The organism is Marinobacter zhanjiangensis (genome assembly GCF_014651935.1).
In the GTDB taxonomy this organism is placed as follows: Bacteria; Pseudomonadota; Gammaproteobacteria; order Pseudomonadales; family Oleiphilaceae; genus Marinobacter; species Marinobacter zhanjiangensis.
This window is the reverse complement of the sequence record NZ_BMXV01000001.1, coordinates 397,357-413,545: the sequence shown is the minus strand read 5'-3', so window position 1 is coordinate 413,545 and position 16,189 is coordinate 397,357. Positions and strand designations below refer to the sequence as shown.

21 protein-coding genes are annotated in these 16,189 nt (G+C 59.5%); 12 read left to right on the top strand and 9 right to left on the bottom strand.

Annotation, left to right across the window (positions count from 1 at the left end; all coding sequences use genetic code 11):
* The first annotated feature begins 36 nt into the window (after positions 1-36).
* Positions 37-699, top strand: a complete 663-nt coding sequence (locus tag IE079_RS01850; protein ID WP_189571941.1) for a haloacid dehalogenase type II — start codon at positions 37-39, stop codon at positions 697-699.
* A 15-nt stretch (positions 700-714) separates the two neighbouring features.
* Here IE079_RS01850 and IE079_RS01845 read toward each other — a convergent pair whose 3' ends face one another.
* From IE079_RS01845 to IE079_RS01835, 3 genes are all read right to left on the bottom strand, one after another.
* Complete coding sequence (locus IE079_RS01845; protein WP_189571938.1) at positions 715-960, bottom strand: zf-HC2 domain-containing protein; 246 nt, start codon at positions 958-960, stop codon at positions 715-717.
* The gene (locus tag IE079_RS01840; RefSeq protein ID WP_189571935.1) at positions 954-1,571 is read right to left on the bottom strand and encodes an RNA polymerase sigma factor; all 618 of its coding nucleotides are present in this window, start codon (positions 1,569-1,571) and stop codon (positions 954-956) included. The genes IE079_RS01845 and IE079_RS01840 overlap by 7 nt, the downstream gene beginning before the upstream one ends.
* A 197-nt stretch (positions 1,572-1,768) precedes the next feature.
* Positions 1,769-2,053: a hypothetical protein gene (locus IE079_RS01835; protein ID WP_189571932.1), complete on the bottom strand. Its 285-nt coding sequence runs from the start codon at positions 2,051-2,053 to the stop codon at positions 1,769-1,771.
* A 214-nt stretch (positions 2,054-2,267) separates the two neighbouring features.
* Here IE079_RS01835 and IE079_RS01830 point away from each other — a divergent pair, with 214 nt between their 5' ends.
* Positions 2,268-3,020, top strand: a complete 753-nt coding sequence (locus IE079_RS01830) for a YiiX/YebB-like N1pC/P60 family cysteine hydrolase (RefSeq protein ID WP_189571930.1) — start codon at positions 2,268-2,270, stop codon at positions 3,018-3,020.
* A 37-nt stretch (positions 3,021-3,057) separates the two neighbouring features.
* Here the strand turns inward: IE079_RS01830 and IE079_RS01825 are convergent, their stop codons facing one another.
* Positions 3,058-4,275, bottom strand: coding sequence for an MFS transporter (locus tag IE079_RS01825; protein ID WP_189571927.1), 1,218 nt, complete (start codon positions 4,273-4,275; stop codon positions 3,058-3,060).
* A gap of 29 nt (positions 4,276-4,304) precedes the next feature.
* The gene (locus IE079_RS01820) at positions 4,305-4,649 is read right to left on the bottom strand and encodes a DsrE/DsrF/TusD sulfur relay family protein (RefSeq protein WP_189571924.1); all 345 of its coding nucleotides are present in this window, start codon (positions 4,647-4,649) and stop codon (positions 4,305-4,307) included.
* A 142-nt stretch (positions 4,650-4,791) separates the two neighbouring features.
* Between IE079_RS01820 and IE079_RS01815 the strand changes: the two genes are divergently transcribed.
* Both IE079_RS01815 and IE079_RS01810 read left to right on the top strand, forming a co-directional pair.
* Entirely contained in the window at positions 4,792-5,448 is a 657-nt protein-coding gene (locus IE079_RS01815) for an ArsR/SmtB family transcription factor (RefSeq protein WP_189571923.1), read from the top strand.
* Positions 5,449-5,462: 14 nt separating this feature from the next.
* Positions 5,463-5,672, top strand: a complete 210-nt coding sequence (locus IE079_RS01810) for a hypothetical protein (RefSeq protein ID WP_189571921.1) — start codon at positions 5,463-5,465, stop codon at positions 5,670-5,672.
* Positions 5,673-5,765: 93 nt separating this feature from the next.
* Here IE079_RS01810 and merA read toward each other — a convergent pair whose 3' ends face one another.
* The gene (merA, locus tag IE079_RS01805) at positions 5,766-7,187 is read right to left on the bottom strand and encodes a mercury(II) reductase (RefSeq protein ID WP_444543414.1); all 1,422 of its coding nucleotides are present in this window, start codon (positions 7,185-7,187) and stop codon (positions 5,766-5,768) included.
* A 73-nt stretch (positions 7,188-7,260) separates the two neighbouring features.
* Between merA and merR the strand changes: the two genes are divergently transcribed.
* The 3 genes from merR to IE079_RS18725 all read left to right on the top strand — a co-directional run bounded on the left by merR (position 7,261) and on the right by IE079_RS18725 (position 9,469).
* Complete coding sequence (merR, locus tag IE079_RS01800) at positions 7,261-7,716, top strand: mercury resistance transcriptional regulator MerR (RefSeq protein ID WP_227712247.1); 456 nt, start codon at positions 7,261-7,263, stop codon at positions 7,714-7,716.
* A gap of 135 nt (positions 7,717-7,851) precedes the next feature.
* A complete protein-coding gene (locus IE079_RS01795) occupies positions 7,852-9,153 on the top strand; it encodes a Glu/Leu/Phe/Val family dehydrogenase (protein ID WP_189571917.1) in 1,302 nt (433 codons plus the stop codon).
* A gap of 61 nt (positions 9,154-9,214) precedes the next feature.
* Positions 9,215-9,469, top strand: a complete 255-nt coding sequence (locus IE079_RS18725) for an ADP-ribosylglycohydrolase family protein (protein WP_227712246.1) — start codon at positions 9,215-9,217, stop codon at positions 9,467-9,469.
* Positions 9,470-9,486: 17 nt separating this feature from the next.
* On the opposite strand, the gene IE079_RS01785 is transcribed toward IE079_RS18725, so the two are convergent.
* Together IE079_RS01785 and IE079_RS01780 are read right to left on the bottom strand one after the other, a co-directional pair.
* Positions 9,487-10,224, bottom strand: coding sequence for an SDR family oxidoreductase (locus tag IE079_RS01785; protein ID WP_189571915.1), 738 nt, complete (start codon positions 10,222-10,224; stop codon positions 9,487-9,489).
* Between the two features lie 69 nt (positions 10,225-10,293).
* Positions 10,294-11,670, bottom strand: a complete 1,377-nt coding sequence (locus IE079_RS01780; protein ID WP_189571913.1) for an NAD-dependent succinate-semialdehyde dehydrogenase — start codon at positions 11,668-11,670, stop codon at positions 10,294-10,296.
* 46 nt (positions 11,671-11,716) lie between these two features.
* On the opposite strand from IE079_RS01780, the gene IE079_RS01775 reads away from it, so the two are divergent.
* Positions 11,717-12,100 (top strand): hypothetical protein, encoded by a 384-nt coding sequence (locus tag IE079_RS01775; RefSeq protein ID WP_189571910.1) that lies wholly within the window; start codon positions 11,717-11,719, stop codon positions 12,098-12,100.
* A 47-nt stretch (positions 12,101-12,147) separates the two neighbouring features.
* On the opposite strand, the gene IE079_RS01770 is transcribed toward IE079_RS01775, so the two are convergent.
* Positions 12,148-12,549 (bottom strand): alpha/beta hydrolase family protein, encoded by a 402-nt coding sequence (locus tag IE079_RS01770; protein ID WP_189571908.1) that lies wholly within the window; start codon positions 12,547-12,549, stop codon positions 12,148-12,150.
* 131 nt (positions 12,550-12,680) lie between these two features.
* On the opposite strand from IE079_RS01770, the gene IE079_RS01765 reads away from it, so the two are divergent.
* The 4 genes from IE079_RS01765 (at position 12,681) to IE079_RS01750 (ending at position 16,126) form a co-directional block, all read left to right on the top strand.
* Positions 12,681-13,856 carry an ADP-ribosylglycohydrolase family protein gene (locus IE079_RS01765; RefSeq protein ID WP_189571906.1) on the top strand — a complete coding sequence of 392 codons (1,176 nt, stop codon included), beginning with the start codon at positions 12,681-12,683 and terminating at the stop codon, positions 13,854-13,856.
* Between the two features lie 69 nt (positions 13,857-13,925).
* Entirely contained in the window at positions 13,926-14,681 is a 756-nt protein-coding gene (locus IE079_RS01760) for an amino acid ABC transporter substrate-binding protein (RefSeq protein WP_189571902.1), read from the top strand.
* A 27-nt stretch (positions 14,682-14,708) separates the two neighbouring features.
* A complete protein-coding gene (locus IE079_RS01755; protein WP_189571899.1) occupies positions 14,709-15,383 on the top strand; it encodes an amino acid ABC transporter permease in 675 nt (224 codons plus the stop codon).
* Entirely contained in the window at positions 15,380-16,126 is a 747-nt protein-coding gene (locus IE079_RS01750) for an amino acid ABC transporter ATP-binding protein (RefSeq protein ID WP_189571896.1), read from the top strand. The genes IE079_RS01755 and IE079_RS01750 overlap by 4 nt, the downstream gene beginning before the upstream one ends.
* Positions 16,127-16,189: the final 63 nt, after the last annotated feature.

Below are 16,189 nucleotides of genomic sequence, written 5' to 3'. Positions count from 1 at the left end.
TGCCTCCATGGGTTTACATATTGGAGAGCGCACGCCATGACCTCACGAGTCATTCTGTTTGATGTGATAGAAACGTTATTTTCCCTGGCGCCACTGAAGGACCGGTTCCTGCGCAACGGTGCCCCGGAAGAGAGTGCTGACCTGTTCTTTGCACAGCTGTTGCGGGACGCGTTTGCCCTGTCAGCCGCCGGTGTTTTCAAACCCTTCCCCGAGATCGCGCAGGGCACCTTGCGGGTGCTACTTGAGAGCAAGGGCCACCAGGATGTCGACAGCGCAGTGAAGGATATCCTGTCCGTCTTTGGCGAACTGCCTGCCCATCCGGATGTGAAAGCCGCCCTGGAGTCCGTTCATCAGGCTGGCGCCAGGGCCGTGCTGCTGACCAACGGCTCCCGGGCCAACACCGAGAAACTGGTGGCTGGTGCAGGCCTGACCGAGCTGGTGGATGACGTAATTTCCATCGAGGATTACCAGATCTGGAAGCCGCGGTCCGATGTATACCGGGAGGCCTGTCAAACCTTTGGCGTCAGCCCGGCAGAGGCAACATTGATTGCCGCCCATGCATGGGATGTCCACGGCGCCATGCAGGCAGGGCTGGATGGTGTGTGGGTAAGGCGTCAGGATACGATTTTCCACCCACTGATGGGTAAGCCCACTTCCATGGCGGACTCGTTGCCCGAAGCGGTAAAGGCGGCGCTATAAAGCAGGTGCGGCGCCTTACCCTCTGCCCCGGCTCTCCAGCGCTTCGTCCACCGCGTTGTCCAGCTGTCGGGCGTACTCTTCGTCCATACGATAATCCGAGTGGCCCCTTATCAGGCGAACGCTTTCTCGCAGATTTCCGATGAAAGAGCGGCAGTCCCTGCACATCAGCAAATGCATTTTCACGGAAATGGCATCCGTGGCTCCGAGTTGTCCGTCAATGTAATCACTGCCAATTCTGGCCAGATCTCGACACATCAGCATTCGCCGGTCTCCTGGAAGTCTTCTACCATCAGGTAAATTTTCTGGCGGGCACGGTGAATCAGTACCCTCAAATTGGACGCACTGATATCGAGAATGTTACACACATCCTCTGCTTTATGCTGGTGGGCCTCGTAGAGCATGACCGCGGAGCGCTGCTGTTCCGGCAGCGCGGAAAGATGCTTGTCGAGGCAGTCGCTGAGGGCCTCGTTTTCCATCAGGGATTCGGCGTGTTCCTCGAACCTCAGCTTTGGCGGTGTCGCCCAGCGCCCCCCGGACTGGAAACGGTCGGCAATGCCGGGTTCCAGCTCCTCACCAAATTCACTGGATACCTCCCGGTTGGCGGTGCGCAGCCGGTTCTTGCAGCGGTTTGCAACAATGCGATGCAGCCAGGTCTTCAGCCCGGAGCGGCCTTCGAACTTCTGGATGGCTTCCACGACATTGACCCAGGTTTCCTGAACCACATCTTCGGCGCTGGAGCGGTCGAGGTAATAGCGGGCCACGGCGAGCATGCCGGGTGAGTAGTTCCTCACGGCCTGGTGGAAGGCTCGCTGCTCTCCGGCCTTGAGGGCGGAGACCAGATCGCTTTCATCGATGCTCTGTGCTGTCTGCATGTCCATAGTCCGTTGTGTGTCCCGGTTTATAATCGAGTATTTTCCTGTCAGTAGGACGGTTGATTCGAGGTCCGGTTCCCGTTTATTTGAGCAAGCATTCAAAATATAGCATAGCCCTGATGAGATGCTGGCAACGGCAAAAAGGCCCCACTCGCGAGAATGGGGCCTGTGGGGACTTGACCTTTCAGGTCAGCATTTCAAATGCGGGAGTTTCCCGCGCCATCGTAAAGATCGGAGATGTCGATATCCGCCGGTGCGGCATCCTGAGGGCTGAGGCTTTCATCAGCAGTCTCAGTGGCCTTGCCTTGCTCACCTGCCTGCTCCTTGGCCCTCTCTTCTTTGGCGACAATTTGCTCCTGGATGGTCTGCTCAAGTACCTGTTCCATCCACTTCTGCTGGGCGTGACCAACAGAAGCCGTGGCGGTCAGTACCAGGCCGGCGAGGATGGCGGCGAACTTTCTGGATGTGATGGTATGGCTCATGGTGTCTTCTCCTTTCGGCGTTGTTGCCGTCTCTCAATGAGTTCGGATAATAGACCCGCTGAGGCCATGGTTGTTACGGCCGTAACGATGAGATAATTTGTTGAACTTGTTCATAAAAAATCGGGTTGACGCCGTGTAATGAAGACCTGTTTTATGTGTCAGTGAACGGATTTGCGCCTGTTATTCGCCATAACCAACAACAAGAGCCGTACCCATGTTCAACTGGATCTCCAAAGCCCTCGCCAGATACCTGTCCAAACCTGTGGCAAATTTCTCCGTCAGTACCTCCACCTGGGAAGCGCTGGTGGCCACTATCAGGCCGGGAGACGTACTGTTGGTGGAGGGCGATACCCGGGTCAGCGTGGCTATCAAGTACCTGACCCAGTCCACCTGGTCCCATGCAGCCCTTTATCTGGGTGATCAGGCGGCCATGGGGCAGAGTCGAAACGGAGAGCAGAACACGCTGGTGGAGGCAGACCTGGAGGAGGGTATCCGCGCCATCCCGTTATCCTTCTATCGGCATAGCCATACCCGTATCTGTCGTGCGGTGGATCTTGAGGCGGAGGATCTGAAGGCATTGACGGCGTATTCCCGCGAACGCCTTGGCCACCAGTACGATCTCAAGAATATCGTTGACCTGGCGCGCTACCTTTTCCCCACCCCGCCAGTGCCGGCGCGGTATCGCCGGAGAATGCTGGCACTTGGCAGTGGCGATCCCACCCGGGCGATCTGTTCGTCCTTCATAGCCGAGGGTTTTCAGCAGATCCGTTATCCCATCCTGCCCGAAGTGTTCTCTTTGCCCTCGAACGATCCCCGGTGCCGGGAGTGCGAGCGGGAAATCTACCGGATTCGACACCACTCCCTGTTTGCGCCACGGGATTTTGATGCCTCACCCTATTTCGAAGTGATCAAGCCCACGATTGCCCAGGGCTTCGACTATCGGTCACTGGAATGGCTGAAGTCCTGAAACCCTTTCGAGGTTCAGTGGGGGCCGGGCTTTTGCTTCAGGAGTCGCTCAAACCGGCGATCCTTTCGGACGTCAGGTGAGCAGAGTTCATCCGCAACCAGACAATGGCAAGCACAACCAGGGTTATGGGCACCAGCATCATCAGGTTCAGTGTTTCCCAACCAAGGTGGTGCAACAGTGAGCCCGACATCAGAGATCCCACTGCTACCAGGGAAAAGATGGACAGGTCATTGACCCCCTGAACCTTGCCCCGCTCCGCTTCGGAGTGGGTGGTGGATAACAGCGTACTGCCGCCCACGAACAGGAAATTCCAGCCGATACCGAGCAGTACCAGGGCAAACCAGAAATGGGCCAGGGTGTTGCCAAAGACCGCGATGGCAACAGTACCCGCCAGCAGGATGCTGCCGGCGAGGAGGATACGACCCACACCGAAACGGGCAATCAGGCTGCCGGTGAAGAAGGAGGGAGCGTACATGCCCAGCACATGCCACTGCATGATGAAGGCAACCTGACCCATCTCGAAGCCCCGGGCGCGCATGGCCAGTGGCGTGGCCGTCATGACCAGTATCATCACCGCGTAACCGATGGCTCCGGCGACGACGGCAACCTGAAAGGCGGGTTGCCCGGCAATGGTTTTCATGGGGCGGGTGGTCTCGCCGGGTTGTGGCTCACCACCGGGAGGAACCTTCAGCTGGCTCAGCAGGCCCATGGCCAGCAGGGCGAGAATGGCAATCACCAGGTACGGGCCCCCGGAAGGAACACCGGCGATCAGTCCGGTTGCCATGCTGGCATTCCATGGCCCGAGGAAGGCAGCGGCCACGCCCCCGGCCAGCACGAAGGAAATCGCCCGGCCGCGGAAGGCCGGGCTGGCAACGTCCACGGCCGCAAACCGGTAGTACATGGCAAACCCCTGGTACAGGCCCAGCAGTAAACTGCCGAGACAGAATAGCCAGAAAGATTCCAGCCCGATGGCGGTGAAACTCAGCAGGCCGCCGGCGGCACCACCCATGAGGGCGCCGGTCATGAACCCGCGACGACGGCCGACCCGCTTCATGAACAGGGAGGCTGGCAGGGTGGACACCACCGTGCCCAGCATCATGACGGCGATGGGTAGGGTTGCCAGCCCGGGCTCGGGACTCAGTTGCTGCCCCACTACGCCACTGAGTGTCATCACCGTGATGGCCGCCACCATGAACAGGGTCTGGCTGACCACCAGGATGGCTACATTGCGTTTTTCCAGATGGAAGGGGTCCATGAAAGTCTTGCTCCTTGGATAGGGCGAATTCAGAACACCAGCACCTTGTCGGCGTTCAGGGTGGCCTCGGCGAGGGCATCCATGGTGCTGCGTTCGGCCCCCTCGACGATCTCATCTTCAGTAAGCCCTCGGGCATCCATGCAGGTGCCGCAGAGCAATACCTGCCCCTTGATGGCGGCCCGCTTGAGCATGCGTTCCGCGTTGTAAAAGCCATCCGGTGTTTTCTGTCCGGTTTTGGCCCCGGCAACGGCATCCCCCATGAGGAACACCGTGACTTCGGATTCCTGTTTGATCAGGGCGTGGGCCAGCCGTAATCCGTTATAGAGCCGCTCGGTGCCGTAAGGGGGATCATTGATGATAATCAGCGCCTTCATAGTGGTATCTCCATTCCTGTCTTGCCATCATTCTATTAAATGGTAGAATATAAGAATATAGCAGCCTGTCAAGTTCAGTCCATATTCAGGTTCTTGCTTCTTGCGTGACGCTTCCCCGGAAGCTTTGGAGAGACAGAAAACGATGACAGACCGACAGGATCTTCTCGACACCCTGGCCCAGGTTGGCAAAGCCCTGGGTAACGGCCACCGGCTTGCTCTGCTGGAACGTCTGGCGCAGGGGGAAGCTGCGGTGGAGACCCTTGCCACCACAGCCGACCTGACCGTCGGCAATGCCTCCGCCCATCTGCAGCATCTGCGCAGGGGGGGGCTGGTGACTGCCAACCGATCTGGCAAGCAGATGATCTACCACCTGACGGATCAGCGCATCGTGACACTGTTAAGCCTGATGCGGGATGTGGCGGAAACCAATCTTGCGGAAATGGAGCGGCTGGTCAGCCGGCTGTTTGCTGAAGACAACTCCGATGGTGCCCTGGAGGCCATCTCGCAGGATGAGCTCTTGTCCGGGCTCCGGCGTGGCTCCGTTACCCTGCTTGATGTGCGCCCGGAAGATGAGTTCGAGGCAGGGCACCTGCCCGATGCCATCAATATTCCACTGGAGCAGCTGGAAGCCATGCTCGATGAGCTGCCGAAGGACCGGGAAATCGTCGCCTACTGCCGGGGGCCCTACTGCGTGCTGTCCCATGAGGCGGTCCAGAGACTGCGGGCGCTGGGCTACCAGGTCAGGCGCTTTGACGAAGGCTTTCCCGAGTGGAAAGCCGCCGGCCTGCCGGTCCACTAAGGCGAGGCACTGCCATGGCCGACACTCTGCTTGCCCATGAACCTGTGATCCGGGCTGGCTTTTTCCTGTCCGTGCTGGTCATCATGGCCCTGTGGGAGGTCTTTGCGGCTCGCCGTCCCCAGGCGATTGGCCGCGGTACACGGTGGCCGTCCAACCTGATGATCGTGGTGCTGGATACGCTGGCGGTTCGGGTGCCGGATTCCGGGTCGTGGAAGGCGGTGTGAGGCACGAAGCGGGCGCGTCCGTCGGTGCGTCATGTCAGAGCTGTTTGCCACCGCCCCGGATGTCAAGGGTAGCAGTAACTGGCATCAGGGTGGTCAGGCCGCGCAGCAGGACAACTGCTTAACATCTTTGGTAAACGTCTGGGCACAGAGCTTCAGTCCTTCCACCATGGTGAGGTAGGGAAACAGCTCGTCACCGATTTCCTGCACCGTCATGCGTGCCCGGATTGCCATCACTGCTGTCTGGATCAGCTCACCCGCCTCGCCGGTTACCGCCTGCACGCCCAGTAATCGACCGGAACCCTGTTCCGCCACCATCTTGATAAAGCCGTTGGTGTCGAAGTTCACCAGCGCCCGCGGCACGTTTTCCAGGTCCAGGAAGCGCGTGTCCACTTTGAGGCCCTGGCTGATGGCCTCGGCTTCGGTCAGGCCAACTGTGGCCACCTGGGGGTCGGTAAAGACCACCACTGGCATGGCGCTGAGGTCGAGGGTGGCGTCGCCGCCGGTCATATTCACCGCTGCCCGGCTGCCTCCTGCCGCCGCGACGTAAACAAACCGGGGCTGGTCGGTGCAGTCACCAGCGGCATGGATGCCCGGCACGGTAGTCTGCATATGATCGTCCGTGATAATGCTGCCGCCCCGGGTTTCCACGCCGATCGCTTCCAGGTTAAGGCTGTCCGTATTCGGGGTGCGCCCTGTGGCGACCAGCAACTGATCCGCCCGCAAAGTACCAGCATCGGTGGCCACCACAAACTCATTGTCGAGGTAGTCCACGCGGCTTGCCTCGGTTTGTCTGAGCACCTCGATGCCCTCGCGGTGGAACGCCGCCTCCACGGCTTCCCCGACCGCTGGATCTTCCCGTGATAGCAGGTGGCTTCGGGCCAGCACCGTGACCTGGCTGCCCAGCCGGGCAAAGGCCTGGGCCAGTTCTACTGCGACGGCCGAGGCACCGATAACCATGATCCTGCGGGGAATCTCCTCCAGGACCAGCGCACTGGTGGACGTCAGGTAGGGCGTCTCGGCAAGACCGGACACCGGTGGTATCGCAGGTCGGGCGCCGGTGCCAATCAGGGCCCGGTCGAAGTGAACGGTTTGCTCACCGCCGTCACTCGATCGGACCAACAGGCTCCGGGTATCGAGAAACCGGGCGTCGCCCTGCAATACCGTGATGTCCGGATGGTCCCGCAGAATGCCCTCGTACTTGGCATTGCGCAGTTCCCCGACCCGGCCCTGCTGTTGCGCAAGCATTGCGGGGCGGTTTACCTCCGGCGCCTGGGCGCTCAGGCCGGCATCAAACGGGCTTTCACCGCGCTGGTGCGCGATATGAGCCGCTCGAATCAGGATCTTTGAGGGTACACAGCCGATATTTACACAGGTGCCGCCAATGGTTCCCCGTTCAATCAGAGTAATGCGGGCACCGCGCTCCGCCGCTTTCAGCGCCGCCGCCATGGCGGCGCCACCGCTTCCGATAACGGCAATATGTGGGTGTTTGTCACTCATTGAGTCCGGATTTTTCATAAGGTCGCTCGGTAGCCAGATGCGGGTCAGGAGTCTAAGCTTACTTCCGTACCTGACTACGGAATCAACAGCCATGACCACAACGTCCATGACCATCGGCACCCTCGCAAAGCGCGGCGGCACCCATGTGGAAACCATTCGCTATTACCAGAGGCGGGGGCTGGTGGCGGTTCCGGAAAAGCCCTACGGCGGCATCCGGCGTTATGATGAGGCAGCACTGGCGCGGCTGCACTTCATCCGCTCGGCCCAGTGGCTGGGTTTCAGCCTGGATGAGATTTGTGAACTGCTGAAGCTGGACGACGGCACCCATTGCGACGAGGCCCGGGCCCTGGCCGAGCACAAGCTGGATGATGTACGCCGCAAGATCGCCGGCCTTCGACAGATGGAACTCACGCTGGATAACCTGGTGGAGCGTTGCCGGTGTAGTGAGGACCCACAGCAGTGCCCGATTATTCACTCGCTGCAGGGTAACCCTGATTCGCCGGCCGAGGGGGTGCGGGAAGGAGTGCTGGCGGGAGTGCAGCGGTGAGCGGCTATCCCGCTGGCTCTAAAAGTGCTTGCGGCTGACAGTGATCACGCGGCGGGCAGCGAATTACCCGGACGAAGCCTTAACGACGAGAATCTTCCGAGACCACCATCGGTTCACAAAGGAGTACTGACAACCATGAGTCAATCAACGTCCAGGCCTTTCGGTGAACACGACCACCTGAACGCGATCTCCGATCAACTGGACGTCTCCGACGATGTACGCCGGCGACTGGCGCTGTCGATGCAGACCGTGCAAGTCAATATCCCGGTCCGCATGGACGACGGCTCCTTGCAGTTTTTCGAGGCCTGGCGCGTCCAGTACGACAATACCCGCGGGCCCACCAAGGGCGGTATTCGCTTTCATCCTGACGTCAGTGCGGAGGAAGTGACAGCGCTCAGCTTCTGGATGATGATCAAGTGCGCGGTGGTGGATCTGCCCTTCGGTGGTGCCAAGGGCGGTGTCTGCGTTGATCCCAAGACGCTCTCCCTGCAGGAGCTGGAACGCCTGTCACGGGGCTATGTTCGCGCGTTTTACGATGTTATCGGACCCGATCGCGACATACCTGCGCCGGACGTCAACACCAACGAAACCATCATGGGATGGATGAGCGACGAATTTGCCCAGATCGAACGCCGGCAGGTTCCGGCCGCCATCACTGGCAAACCGCTGGGACTGGGCGGCTCCAACGGACGCATCGCAGCCACCGGACGCGGTGCGCTGCAGGTGCTGGATCTGTGGGCCGAGCGCCAGGGCAAAGCGCCGAATGACCTTAAAGTGGCGGTCCAGGGCTTCGGTAATGCCGGCTACCACTTCGCCAGACTTGCCCACGAGCGCGGCTATAACCTCGTCGCGCTGTCGGATTCCAGAGGCGCCATCCACTCTGCGGACGGACTTGATCCCGTCCCGGTCTGGCAACACAAGAACGAAACCCGTGAGCTCAAGGGCATGGTGTATTGCGATACCTCGGTCTGCGAGGAACCTGAAACCGACCAACTGACGAATGATGAACTGCTGGCGCTCGACGTTGATGTGCTGGTGCTGGCCGCAATGGAAAACGCGATCACAGAGCACAATACGGACTCCGTGAAGGCGCGGGCCATTCTGGAAATCGCCAACGGGCCGGTCAGTAGCGCGGCCGATCGCACATTGGCAGAGCGCGGCGTGCAAGTGCTTCCGGACGTGCTGGTCAATGCCGGCGGGGTGATCGTCAGCCACCTGGAATGGGTGCAGAACCGCATGGGCGATACCTGGTCCGAAGAGGAGATCAACCAGCGGCTGTCAGAGCGCCTGGGCCGCGAGGCCGACGCCTGTTTCGAGAGCGCAGAGGAAGGCAACACAACGCTGCGGTCCGCAGCGTACAGGCAGGCCATCGGCCGCATAAGCGATGCCATGGAGCGCCAGGGTACCCGCGAATACTTCACAGACACTTCCCACTGAGCGGCTCGGCACACAATGGAATGAGTTTTCACTCGCACAAGGCAGAGAGGCATCGGCCAGGATGAGTCAAAGTCGGCAAGACCGTGCAACGGGCGCCATTATGGGCGCATTCGTGGGGGAAGCCCTGGGCATTGGGCCCCACTGCTATTACGACCTGCAGGACCTGCGTCGCACCCATGGTGACTGGATTGACGATTACACCACCCCGCAGCGGTCCCGGCCACTACACCAGCGATTCCTGGATGGCCTTGAGTGCTCGGATGAACTGCAGCAACTGGCTCAAGCGCTGGCCTTGGCCTCTCCAATGCCGGGTTAACCATTACGCCTGCCTGGTCAGAGCGGCTGCTTGGTTGGCCGGATGATAATCTCATTCACATCAACATCCGCCGGCTGTTCGATGGCGTAAGTAATCGCCCGCGCAATCGCGTCGGCGTCAATGGCCATCTCGTACATCTCATCCACACCCTTGGCGGTCTCGGGGTCACTGATTTTACTGGTCAACTCGGTCGCCACGGCTCCTGGCGAAATATTGGTGGAGCGGATTTCCCCGTCGCCTTCCTGGCGAAGACCTTCTGAAAGCGCCTTCACGGCATACTTGGTCGCGGAGTAGACCGCGGACGCAGGAAAGACCTTGTGTCCAGCGACCGACGAGAGATTGATGATGTGGCCGACATGCTGCTCGCGCATGGTGGGCAGCACGGCGGCGATGCCGTAGAGCACGCCCCTGATGTTGACGTCGATCATCTGGTCCCACTCGTCGACCTTGAGCTCATCAAGGGGCGACAGTGGCATCAGGCCGGCGTTATTGACCAGTACGTCGATGCGACCATAGGCTTCCTTCGCTGCCCTGGCCAGCGACTCGAGCTGAGCGCGGTCAGTGACGTCGGTGACCTGGTAGATGGCTTCACCACCCTGCTCCGTGATCGCGTCACGCAACTCCACGAGCCGTTCCTCACGCCGGGCAGCAAGCACCAGCTTTGCGCCACCCTTGGCCAGGCGGTGGGCGGTGGCTTTACCGAGACCACTGCTGGCACCGGTAATGATGACGACCTTGCCATTGATTTCTGACATGGTTTTTTCTCCTGTGAATACGAATGATTGAGGGCTGCGAGCGGGGTGTTACACCGGCGCCAGGGATGATCACGGCAGGAAAATCGACTTCACGTTGACGAATTCCTTCATGCCAAAGCCGCCGTGTTCCCGTCCGTATCCGGAGTTCTTGACCCCGCCAAAGGGCATATTCGGATCAGCGGCTCCGAACGAATTGATGCGGATCATCCCTGTATCGAAGTAATCGCGAGCCAGCTTCAGGGCACGTTCCTCGTCTTTTGAGAAGATCCCGCCGCCCAGACCATAGCGGCTTTCATTGGCCAGTCGCATGGCGTCCTCGTCATCCCTGGCGCGGATAATTGAGGCGACAGGTCCGAAGATTTCGTCGTCGTAGGCCGGCATTCCGGGCGCGAGCTCTGCCAGCACCGTGGAGGGATAATAGGCACCCGTGCGGTCAGGCACTTCGCCACCGCAGAGGACTTTTGCCCCCTTGGCGACGCTGGCGTCTACCTGTTCCTTGACCGTGTCAAACTGGTCCTGGCTTGAAAGCGGCCCAAGCTGGGTATCTTTATCCGTGGGATCGCCCATTTTGATGCCTTGCATTTGAGCGACGAAAGCTTCGACAAAGTCGTCATAGACCTTGTCGGTCACGATGAAGCGCTTGGCGGAGATGCAGGTCTCTCCGTTGTTGTACAGCCGCCCCATGACTGAAAATTTCACGGCGGTTTCGATGTCGGCATCATCCAGCACCAGGTAGGCGTCGTTCGACCCCAGTTCGAGCACGGTCTTCTTCAGTGCCTTGGCGGCCACTGCGCCGACGTGGCGCCCGGCGCCGTCGCTGCCGGTCAGCGTGACACCGCGGACCTTGGGATGGGCAATCAGCTTGTCGCTGGTGTCGTGGTCGATCACGATGACCTGAAACAGGTCCTCGGGCAGGCCGGCCTCGATGCATAATTCCCGCAGGCGCAGGCCCGACCCCGTGCAAATGCTGGCGTGCTTCAGAACACAGCCGTTGCCCGCCATCAGATTTGCCGCCAGCACACGAACCGGCTGGTAGATGGGAAAGTTCCAGGGCTGGATCGAATAGATGACGCCAATAGGCTGATAGCTGACAACGCCCCGCTTGCCGTTGAGACCCTGCGCACGCTCCTCATCGGCCAGCGCGGCGGGTCCGTTTTCAGCGGCGTAATCAAAGAGTGCCGCACAGAGCTCGACCTCGCCCCTTCCATCCTTCAGGAGCTTGCCGGTCTCGTTGGTCATCAAGGAAGCCAACTCATCGGCATTGTCGCGTAATTTCTGTCCGATCTTCCTGAGATAGGGGGCCCGTTCCTGATGGGTCAGTTCGCGCCATTGCAGAAACGCCGCATGGCAGGCCTCGAGTCGCTCCGTCGCGTCCTTTTCGGTCATGACGTCGTACCTCTGAATGGCTTTTTCGGTCGCGGGATTAATGGTGGTGATAGTCGACATGGTCACTCCTTCCGGATCTGACGGGGGTGCGTGCAGGGCGGGCGCCATGCACTCCTCCTACGTCAGCGTGGGTGCTATTGATGACTGTGGTTTGGGTCGATGGAAGGAGTTTCACCCCCTTGACGGGATCTGTCTGTTCGATAACGAACGCATACGCCGCGCTGGCGCTGCCGCAGTTGTTTCCGCTCGGTACGGCAACGCACCGACATGGCCATCATCATCTTTGAAACTGTTTGTCGACATGATTCGACGCGTCATGCCGGTCGTCCTTTTCTACAGGATTCCCGCCTCGTCAGTGGTCTCTGACGTGGATCGACAAGTTCCGATTTTCATTTATGCGTCAGTAGGTTTTCTGGAAACCCGCCGAATTGGTCGTAATCTCGGCGCCTCAATATCCGATACGGAGAGGGCCAGCAAAATGACCGGTTGAGCACCAATTCGGACGGGAGTTCTGGCCGGGACAATGCGGGGCCGGTATCAGAGATACCGGCTCGACCAGGCCACCAGCATGTCCGCGACATATTCCGCATCGGCGGCCCGGGATAGCAGGTGGTCGGCCTTGTCCAGGGAAATAAAGCTCTTGGGGTGCCTGGCCGCCTGATAGATGGTGGCCGCTTCGTTGATATCCACAACCTGGTCAATCGGCGAGTGAAAAATGATCAGCGCCTTGCGCAGGTTGCGGATATGGTCCGGGGTATTCCATTGCTTCAGGTCTTCCAGCATCTGTGACTTCACGTTGAATGTCCGGCCTGCCAGGTTCACTTTCGCCTCCCCGGCCTGACGAATCTCCGTGGACTTGTTGTCAAACAGGTGCTGGACATGATGCGCGGTGGCCGGGGCTCCGATGGTGGGGGTCGATAGATTGTCGTCTATAAACACAAGCAGGTGGTTCTTGTTACAAAAAGGCGGCAGAACCCTGTAACAAGCCGGCGTGATGAGTGTCCCCGGTTACTGGTAAGCCATGCATCACGAACAGTCGTAAAGACACACATTCAGCACAGGAGATTTCCATGAACCAGAACACGCCAGCTGATGCGGCTCCGCGCCTTATCAATGCTCTTGCCGGGGGCTGGGTTGCCGATGCGGCCAGTCTCGGGCTGCACTGGTTGTACGACAGCCAACGCATTGTCGAGGTCGGTGGTCATTCCCCTGAGTTCCTGCCACCGAAGGCGGAGTACTTCGAGGGTGTTTTTGGCTACTTTGCCCATGCCGGCAAGCAGCCCGGCGATGTCAGCCACTATGGCGCCGCCACCGGGGTGCTGACAGACAGCTTGCTGGCCAGTGAGGGTCGACTGGATATCCGCGATTATCAGCGGCGCTTCCGGGCGTTTTTCGGCCCTGGTGGCCAGTGGCAGGGTTATATCGACAACCCTACCAGGGTAACCCTCGATAACCTGAACACCATCGAGCAGAAAGCCATTGAACAGGCCCAGTCGGGCACTTCGGCAGAGCTGACCGATAAGCAGAAGCGGATACTGGTGCAGAAGGTCTTGCCTTACACCCGGCGCCTGAGCGGGGATCAACTGGCTGACCCGGTTCGCAGAGCCATCAGCCTGACCTATCAGGAATCCGGGGTACAGGAAGCAGGGGTTCACCTCGCCGAAACCATCGACCAACATTTGCTGCCGGAAAGCGGCGCCGACGACATGCAACTGCCTGCAGTATCGAAATTGCCGCCACTGGTGGCCCGATATTGCGGCAGTGATAGCTTGATGGAGGTTACGGAAGCGGCTGTACGGGTGACCAATCACAATGACGAAGCCGTGGATTGGGCAAAATGCGCCGCGATACTTCTGGACCAGCTTTTCCAGGGAAACCCCCTATCGGCGGCCCTGGAGGCCGCCAAAGCCGAGGCGCCGGACCGGGAGAGCCTGAACAACGCGCAAGCCGGTTCATCACTGGATGCGGTCAAAGCCGGCGACACTTTCGGGCGCACGTGCTATCTGCACGAAGCCATGCCGGTGATCTTTCACATCCTCAGCCATGTCGACAGTTTTACCGACGCCGTCCGCGCCAACATCCATTGCGGAGGCGATTCCTGTGGCCGGGCCTGGATCATCGGGCCGGCCATGGCCGCACTGCATGGCGTGGGCGGTGAGCGCGGCATCCCGCTGAGCTGGTTGGCGCGTGTAACCGGTGCCGCTGATATCCTCACGGATATCGAGAGGCTGGTTAATAGCCAATGATACGCATCATTGCCCATTTTTCGCCGACGACTATGCTTCAAGTAAGATGCACGCTGGGAGGAAGTTGTTATGAAAGCGCTATTGATCAATATGTTATTGACGACTGCCCTGCTCGCAAGCGCACCTTCGCTTGCGCAGGATGATCCGTTGAGGGTCGGGATGTCCGGCCAGTATTTCCCGTTCACCTTTGTAGAGCAGGATAAGCTCAAGGGTTTCGACGTTGATGTCATGAACGCCATTGGTGAGGAGATGGGGCGTGACATCCAGTACGAAACCGCCAACTTCTCGGGCCTGTTTGGCATGCTGGAATCCGGTCGTATCGACACCGTTGCCAACCAGATCACCATCACTGAAGAACGGCAAAAGGCGTATGTTTTCAGTGACCCCTACGTCTATGACGGTGCCCAGGTGGTGACCAAAAAAGGCAACACCGAAGTAGAGGGGGTGGAAGACCTCAAGGGGAAAACCGTCGCCGTCAATCTGGGCTCCAATTTCGAGGACCTGCTGCAGGAATTGCCCTACGCGGACCAGATCGACATCAAGACCTATGAAAGCAATCTGGAACGGGACACTGCCCTGGGCCGCGTGGATGCCTTTGTGATGGACCGGGTCAGCGCCAGCCAGATCATCAAGGAGAAGCCTTTGCCTCTGGAGCTGGCCGGCCCCACCTTCTCGCAAATCACCAACGCCTATCCGTTCCGCGATACCGAAGCGGGCAGGGCCCTGCGGGACGAGGTCAACGAGGCCCTGGCGGCCCTGCGTGACGATGGCACCCTGGCGTCCATTTCCGAGAAATGGTTCGGTACGGATATCACCCGGCCCTGAGGGGCGCCCACCAAGGCCTGATTCCCTATGGACGTGTTGAACGTCGATTACATGCTGGGGCTGGTACCTGTCCTGCTCAGGTACCTGCCCCTGACCCTGCAACTGGCCGGTACGGGGATGGTGCTTGCACTGATTCTTGCCTGCCTGTTTGCCGTTATCCGGGTGCTTCGTATTCCGGTGCTCAACCAGCTGACCATCGTGTTCATTTCGTTCTTCAGGGGCACACCCCTGCTGGTGCAGTTGTTCCTGTTCTACTACGGATTGCCACAACTGGTCAGTGCATTAACCGTGATAGACGGCGTTACCGCAACCATCATGGGCCTGACCATGCACTTCTCGGCCTATATGGCCGAATCAATCCGTGCCGCCATCGTTGGCGTTGATCGCAGTCAGACTGAAGCGGCGCTGTCGATCGGCATGACCAACGGTCAGATGATGCGGCGGATTGTCCTGCCCCAGGCCACGCGGGTGGCCTTGCCAACCCTGATGAACTACTTCATCGACATGATCAAGGCGACCTCCCTGGCATTCACCCTGGGGGTCACGGAACTAATGGGTGCCACCCAGAAAGAGGCTTCCGGCAGCTTCCTGTACTTCGAGGCGTTCATTGTGGCCGCCATCATGTACTGGGTTGTGGTTGAACTGCTTTCAAAACTACAGAACCACCTGGAAATCCGCCTGAACAAGGCCTATAGCCGATGATCAAACTGGACTCACTGAGTAAACATTTCGGCTCGACGGTGGTACTCGACGGTATCGACCTTACCATTGATAAGGGCGAAATCGTGGTGATCATCGGGCCGTCGGGAACCGGTAAATCCACCCTGCTGCGCTGCATCAATTTCCTGGAGCAACCCACTGCCGGCACCATGACGGTGGGAGACCTCACCGTGGATGTGAAAAAAGCCAACCGGGCGGAGATTCTCTCCATGCGGCGGCGAACCGCCTTCGTGTTCCAGAACTATGCGCTGTTTGCCAACAAGACAGCACTGCAGAACATCGCCGAGCGTCTGCTGGTGGTGGATAAGTGGCCCAAAGAAGAGGCTTACCGACGGGCCCGCGAGATTCTCGACCAGATTGGCCTGGGCGAAAAAGCCGATGCCTATCCCGCGTCCATGTCCGGCGGCCAGCAGCAGCGGGTTGGTATCGGCCGCGCCATGGCCGCCGGCGCCGAGGTCATCCTGTTTGACGAGCCCACGTCGTCGCTGGATCCGGAGTGGGTGGAAGAAGTTCTGGGGCTGATGAAACAGCTGGCGTCAGAGCGCCAGACCATGATGGTGGTCACCCACGAAATGTCTTTCGCCAGGGACGTAGCCGACCGGGTAATCTTTATCGACGGCGGCCGGATTGTGGAGCAGGGGCCACCCAGCGAGATCTTCTATAACCCACAGGATCCCCGGACGAAGGATTTCCTGAAGAAGATTCTGGCCACTAACCCGGTATAACCGGCTCTGTCCCCGCCGTCGCTGCCGCCTGGAACACGTACGGATCACCATTGCGGTCGGGTT

Coding starts and splice junctions, on each gene's coding strand:
- IE079_RS01850 (WP_189571941.1), top strand. CDS start 37: ATGACCTCACGAGTCATTCTGTTTGATGTGATAGAAACGTTATTTTCC.
- IE079_RS01845 (WP_189571938.1), bottom strand. CDS start 960: ATGCTGATGTGTCGAGATCTGGCCAGAATTGGCAGTGATTACATTGAC.
- IE079_RS01840 (WP_189571935.1), bottom strand. CDS start 1,571: ATGCAGACAGCACAGAGCATCGATGAAAGCGATCTGGTCTCCGCCCTC.
- IE079_RS01835 (WP_189571932.1), bottom strand. CDS start 2,053: ATGAGCCATACCATCACATCCAGAAAGTTCGCCGCCATCCTCGCCGGC.
- IE079_RS01830 (WP_189571930.1), top strand. CDS start 2,268: ATGTTCAACTGGATCTCCAAAGCCCTCGCCAGATACCTGTCCAAACCT.
- IE079_RS01825 (WP_189571927.1), bottom strand. CDS start 4,275: ATGGACCCCTTCCATCTGGAAAAACGCAATGTAGCCATCCTGGTGGTC.
- IE079_RS01820 (WP_189571924.1), bottom strand. CDS start 4,649: ATGAAGGCGCTGATTATCATCAATGATCCCCCTTACGGCACCGAGCGG.
- IE079_RS01815 (WP_189571923.1), top strand. CDS start 4,792: ATGACAGACCGACAGGATCTTCTCGACACCCTGGCCCAGGTTGGCAAA.
- IE079_RS01810 (WP_189571921.1), top strand. CDS start 5,463: ATGGCCGACACTCTGCTTGCCCATGAACCTGTGATCCGGGCTGGCTTT.
- merA (WP_444543414.1), bottom strand. CDS start 7,187: ATGAAAAATCCGGACTCAATGAGTGACAAACACCCACATATTGCCGTT.
- merR (WP_227712247.1), top strand. CDS start 7,261: ATGACCACAACGTCCATGACCATCGGCACCCTCGCAAAGCGCGGCGGC.
- IE079_RS01795 (WP_189571917.1), top strand. CDS start 7,852: ATGAGTCAATCAACGTCCAGGCCTTTCGGTGAACACGACCACCTGAAC.
- IE079_RS18725 (WP_227712246.1), top strand. CDS start 9,215: ATGAGTCAAAGTCGGCAAGACCGTGCAACGGGCGCCATTATGGGCGCA.
- IE079_RS01785 (WP_189571915.1), bottom strand. CDS start 10,224: ATGTCAGAAATCAATGGCAAGGTCGTCATCATTACCGGTGCCAGCAGT.
- IE079_RS01780 (WP_189571913.1), bottom strand. CDS start 11,670: ATGTCGACTATCACCACCATTAATCCCGCGACCGAAAAAGCCATTCAG.
- IE079_RS01775 (WP_189571910.1), top strand. CDS start 11,717: ATGCACTCCTCCTACGTCAGCGTGGGTGCTATTGATGACTGTGGTTTG.
- IE079_RS01765 (WP_189571906.1), top strand. CDS start 12,681: ATGAACCAGAACACGCCAGCTGATGCGGCTCCGCGCCTTATCAATGCT.
- IE079_RS01760 (WP_189571902.1), top strand. CDS start 13,926: ATGAAAGCGCTATTGATCAATATGTTATTGACGACTGCCCTGCTCGCA.
- IE079_RS01755 (WP_189571899.1), top strand. CDS start 14,709: ATGGACGTGTTGAACGTCGATTACATGCTGGGGCTGGTACCTGTCCTG.
- IE079_RS01750 (WP_189571896.1), top strand. CDS start 15,380: ATGATCAAACTGGACTCACTGAGTAAACATTTCGGCTCGACGGTGGTA.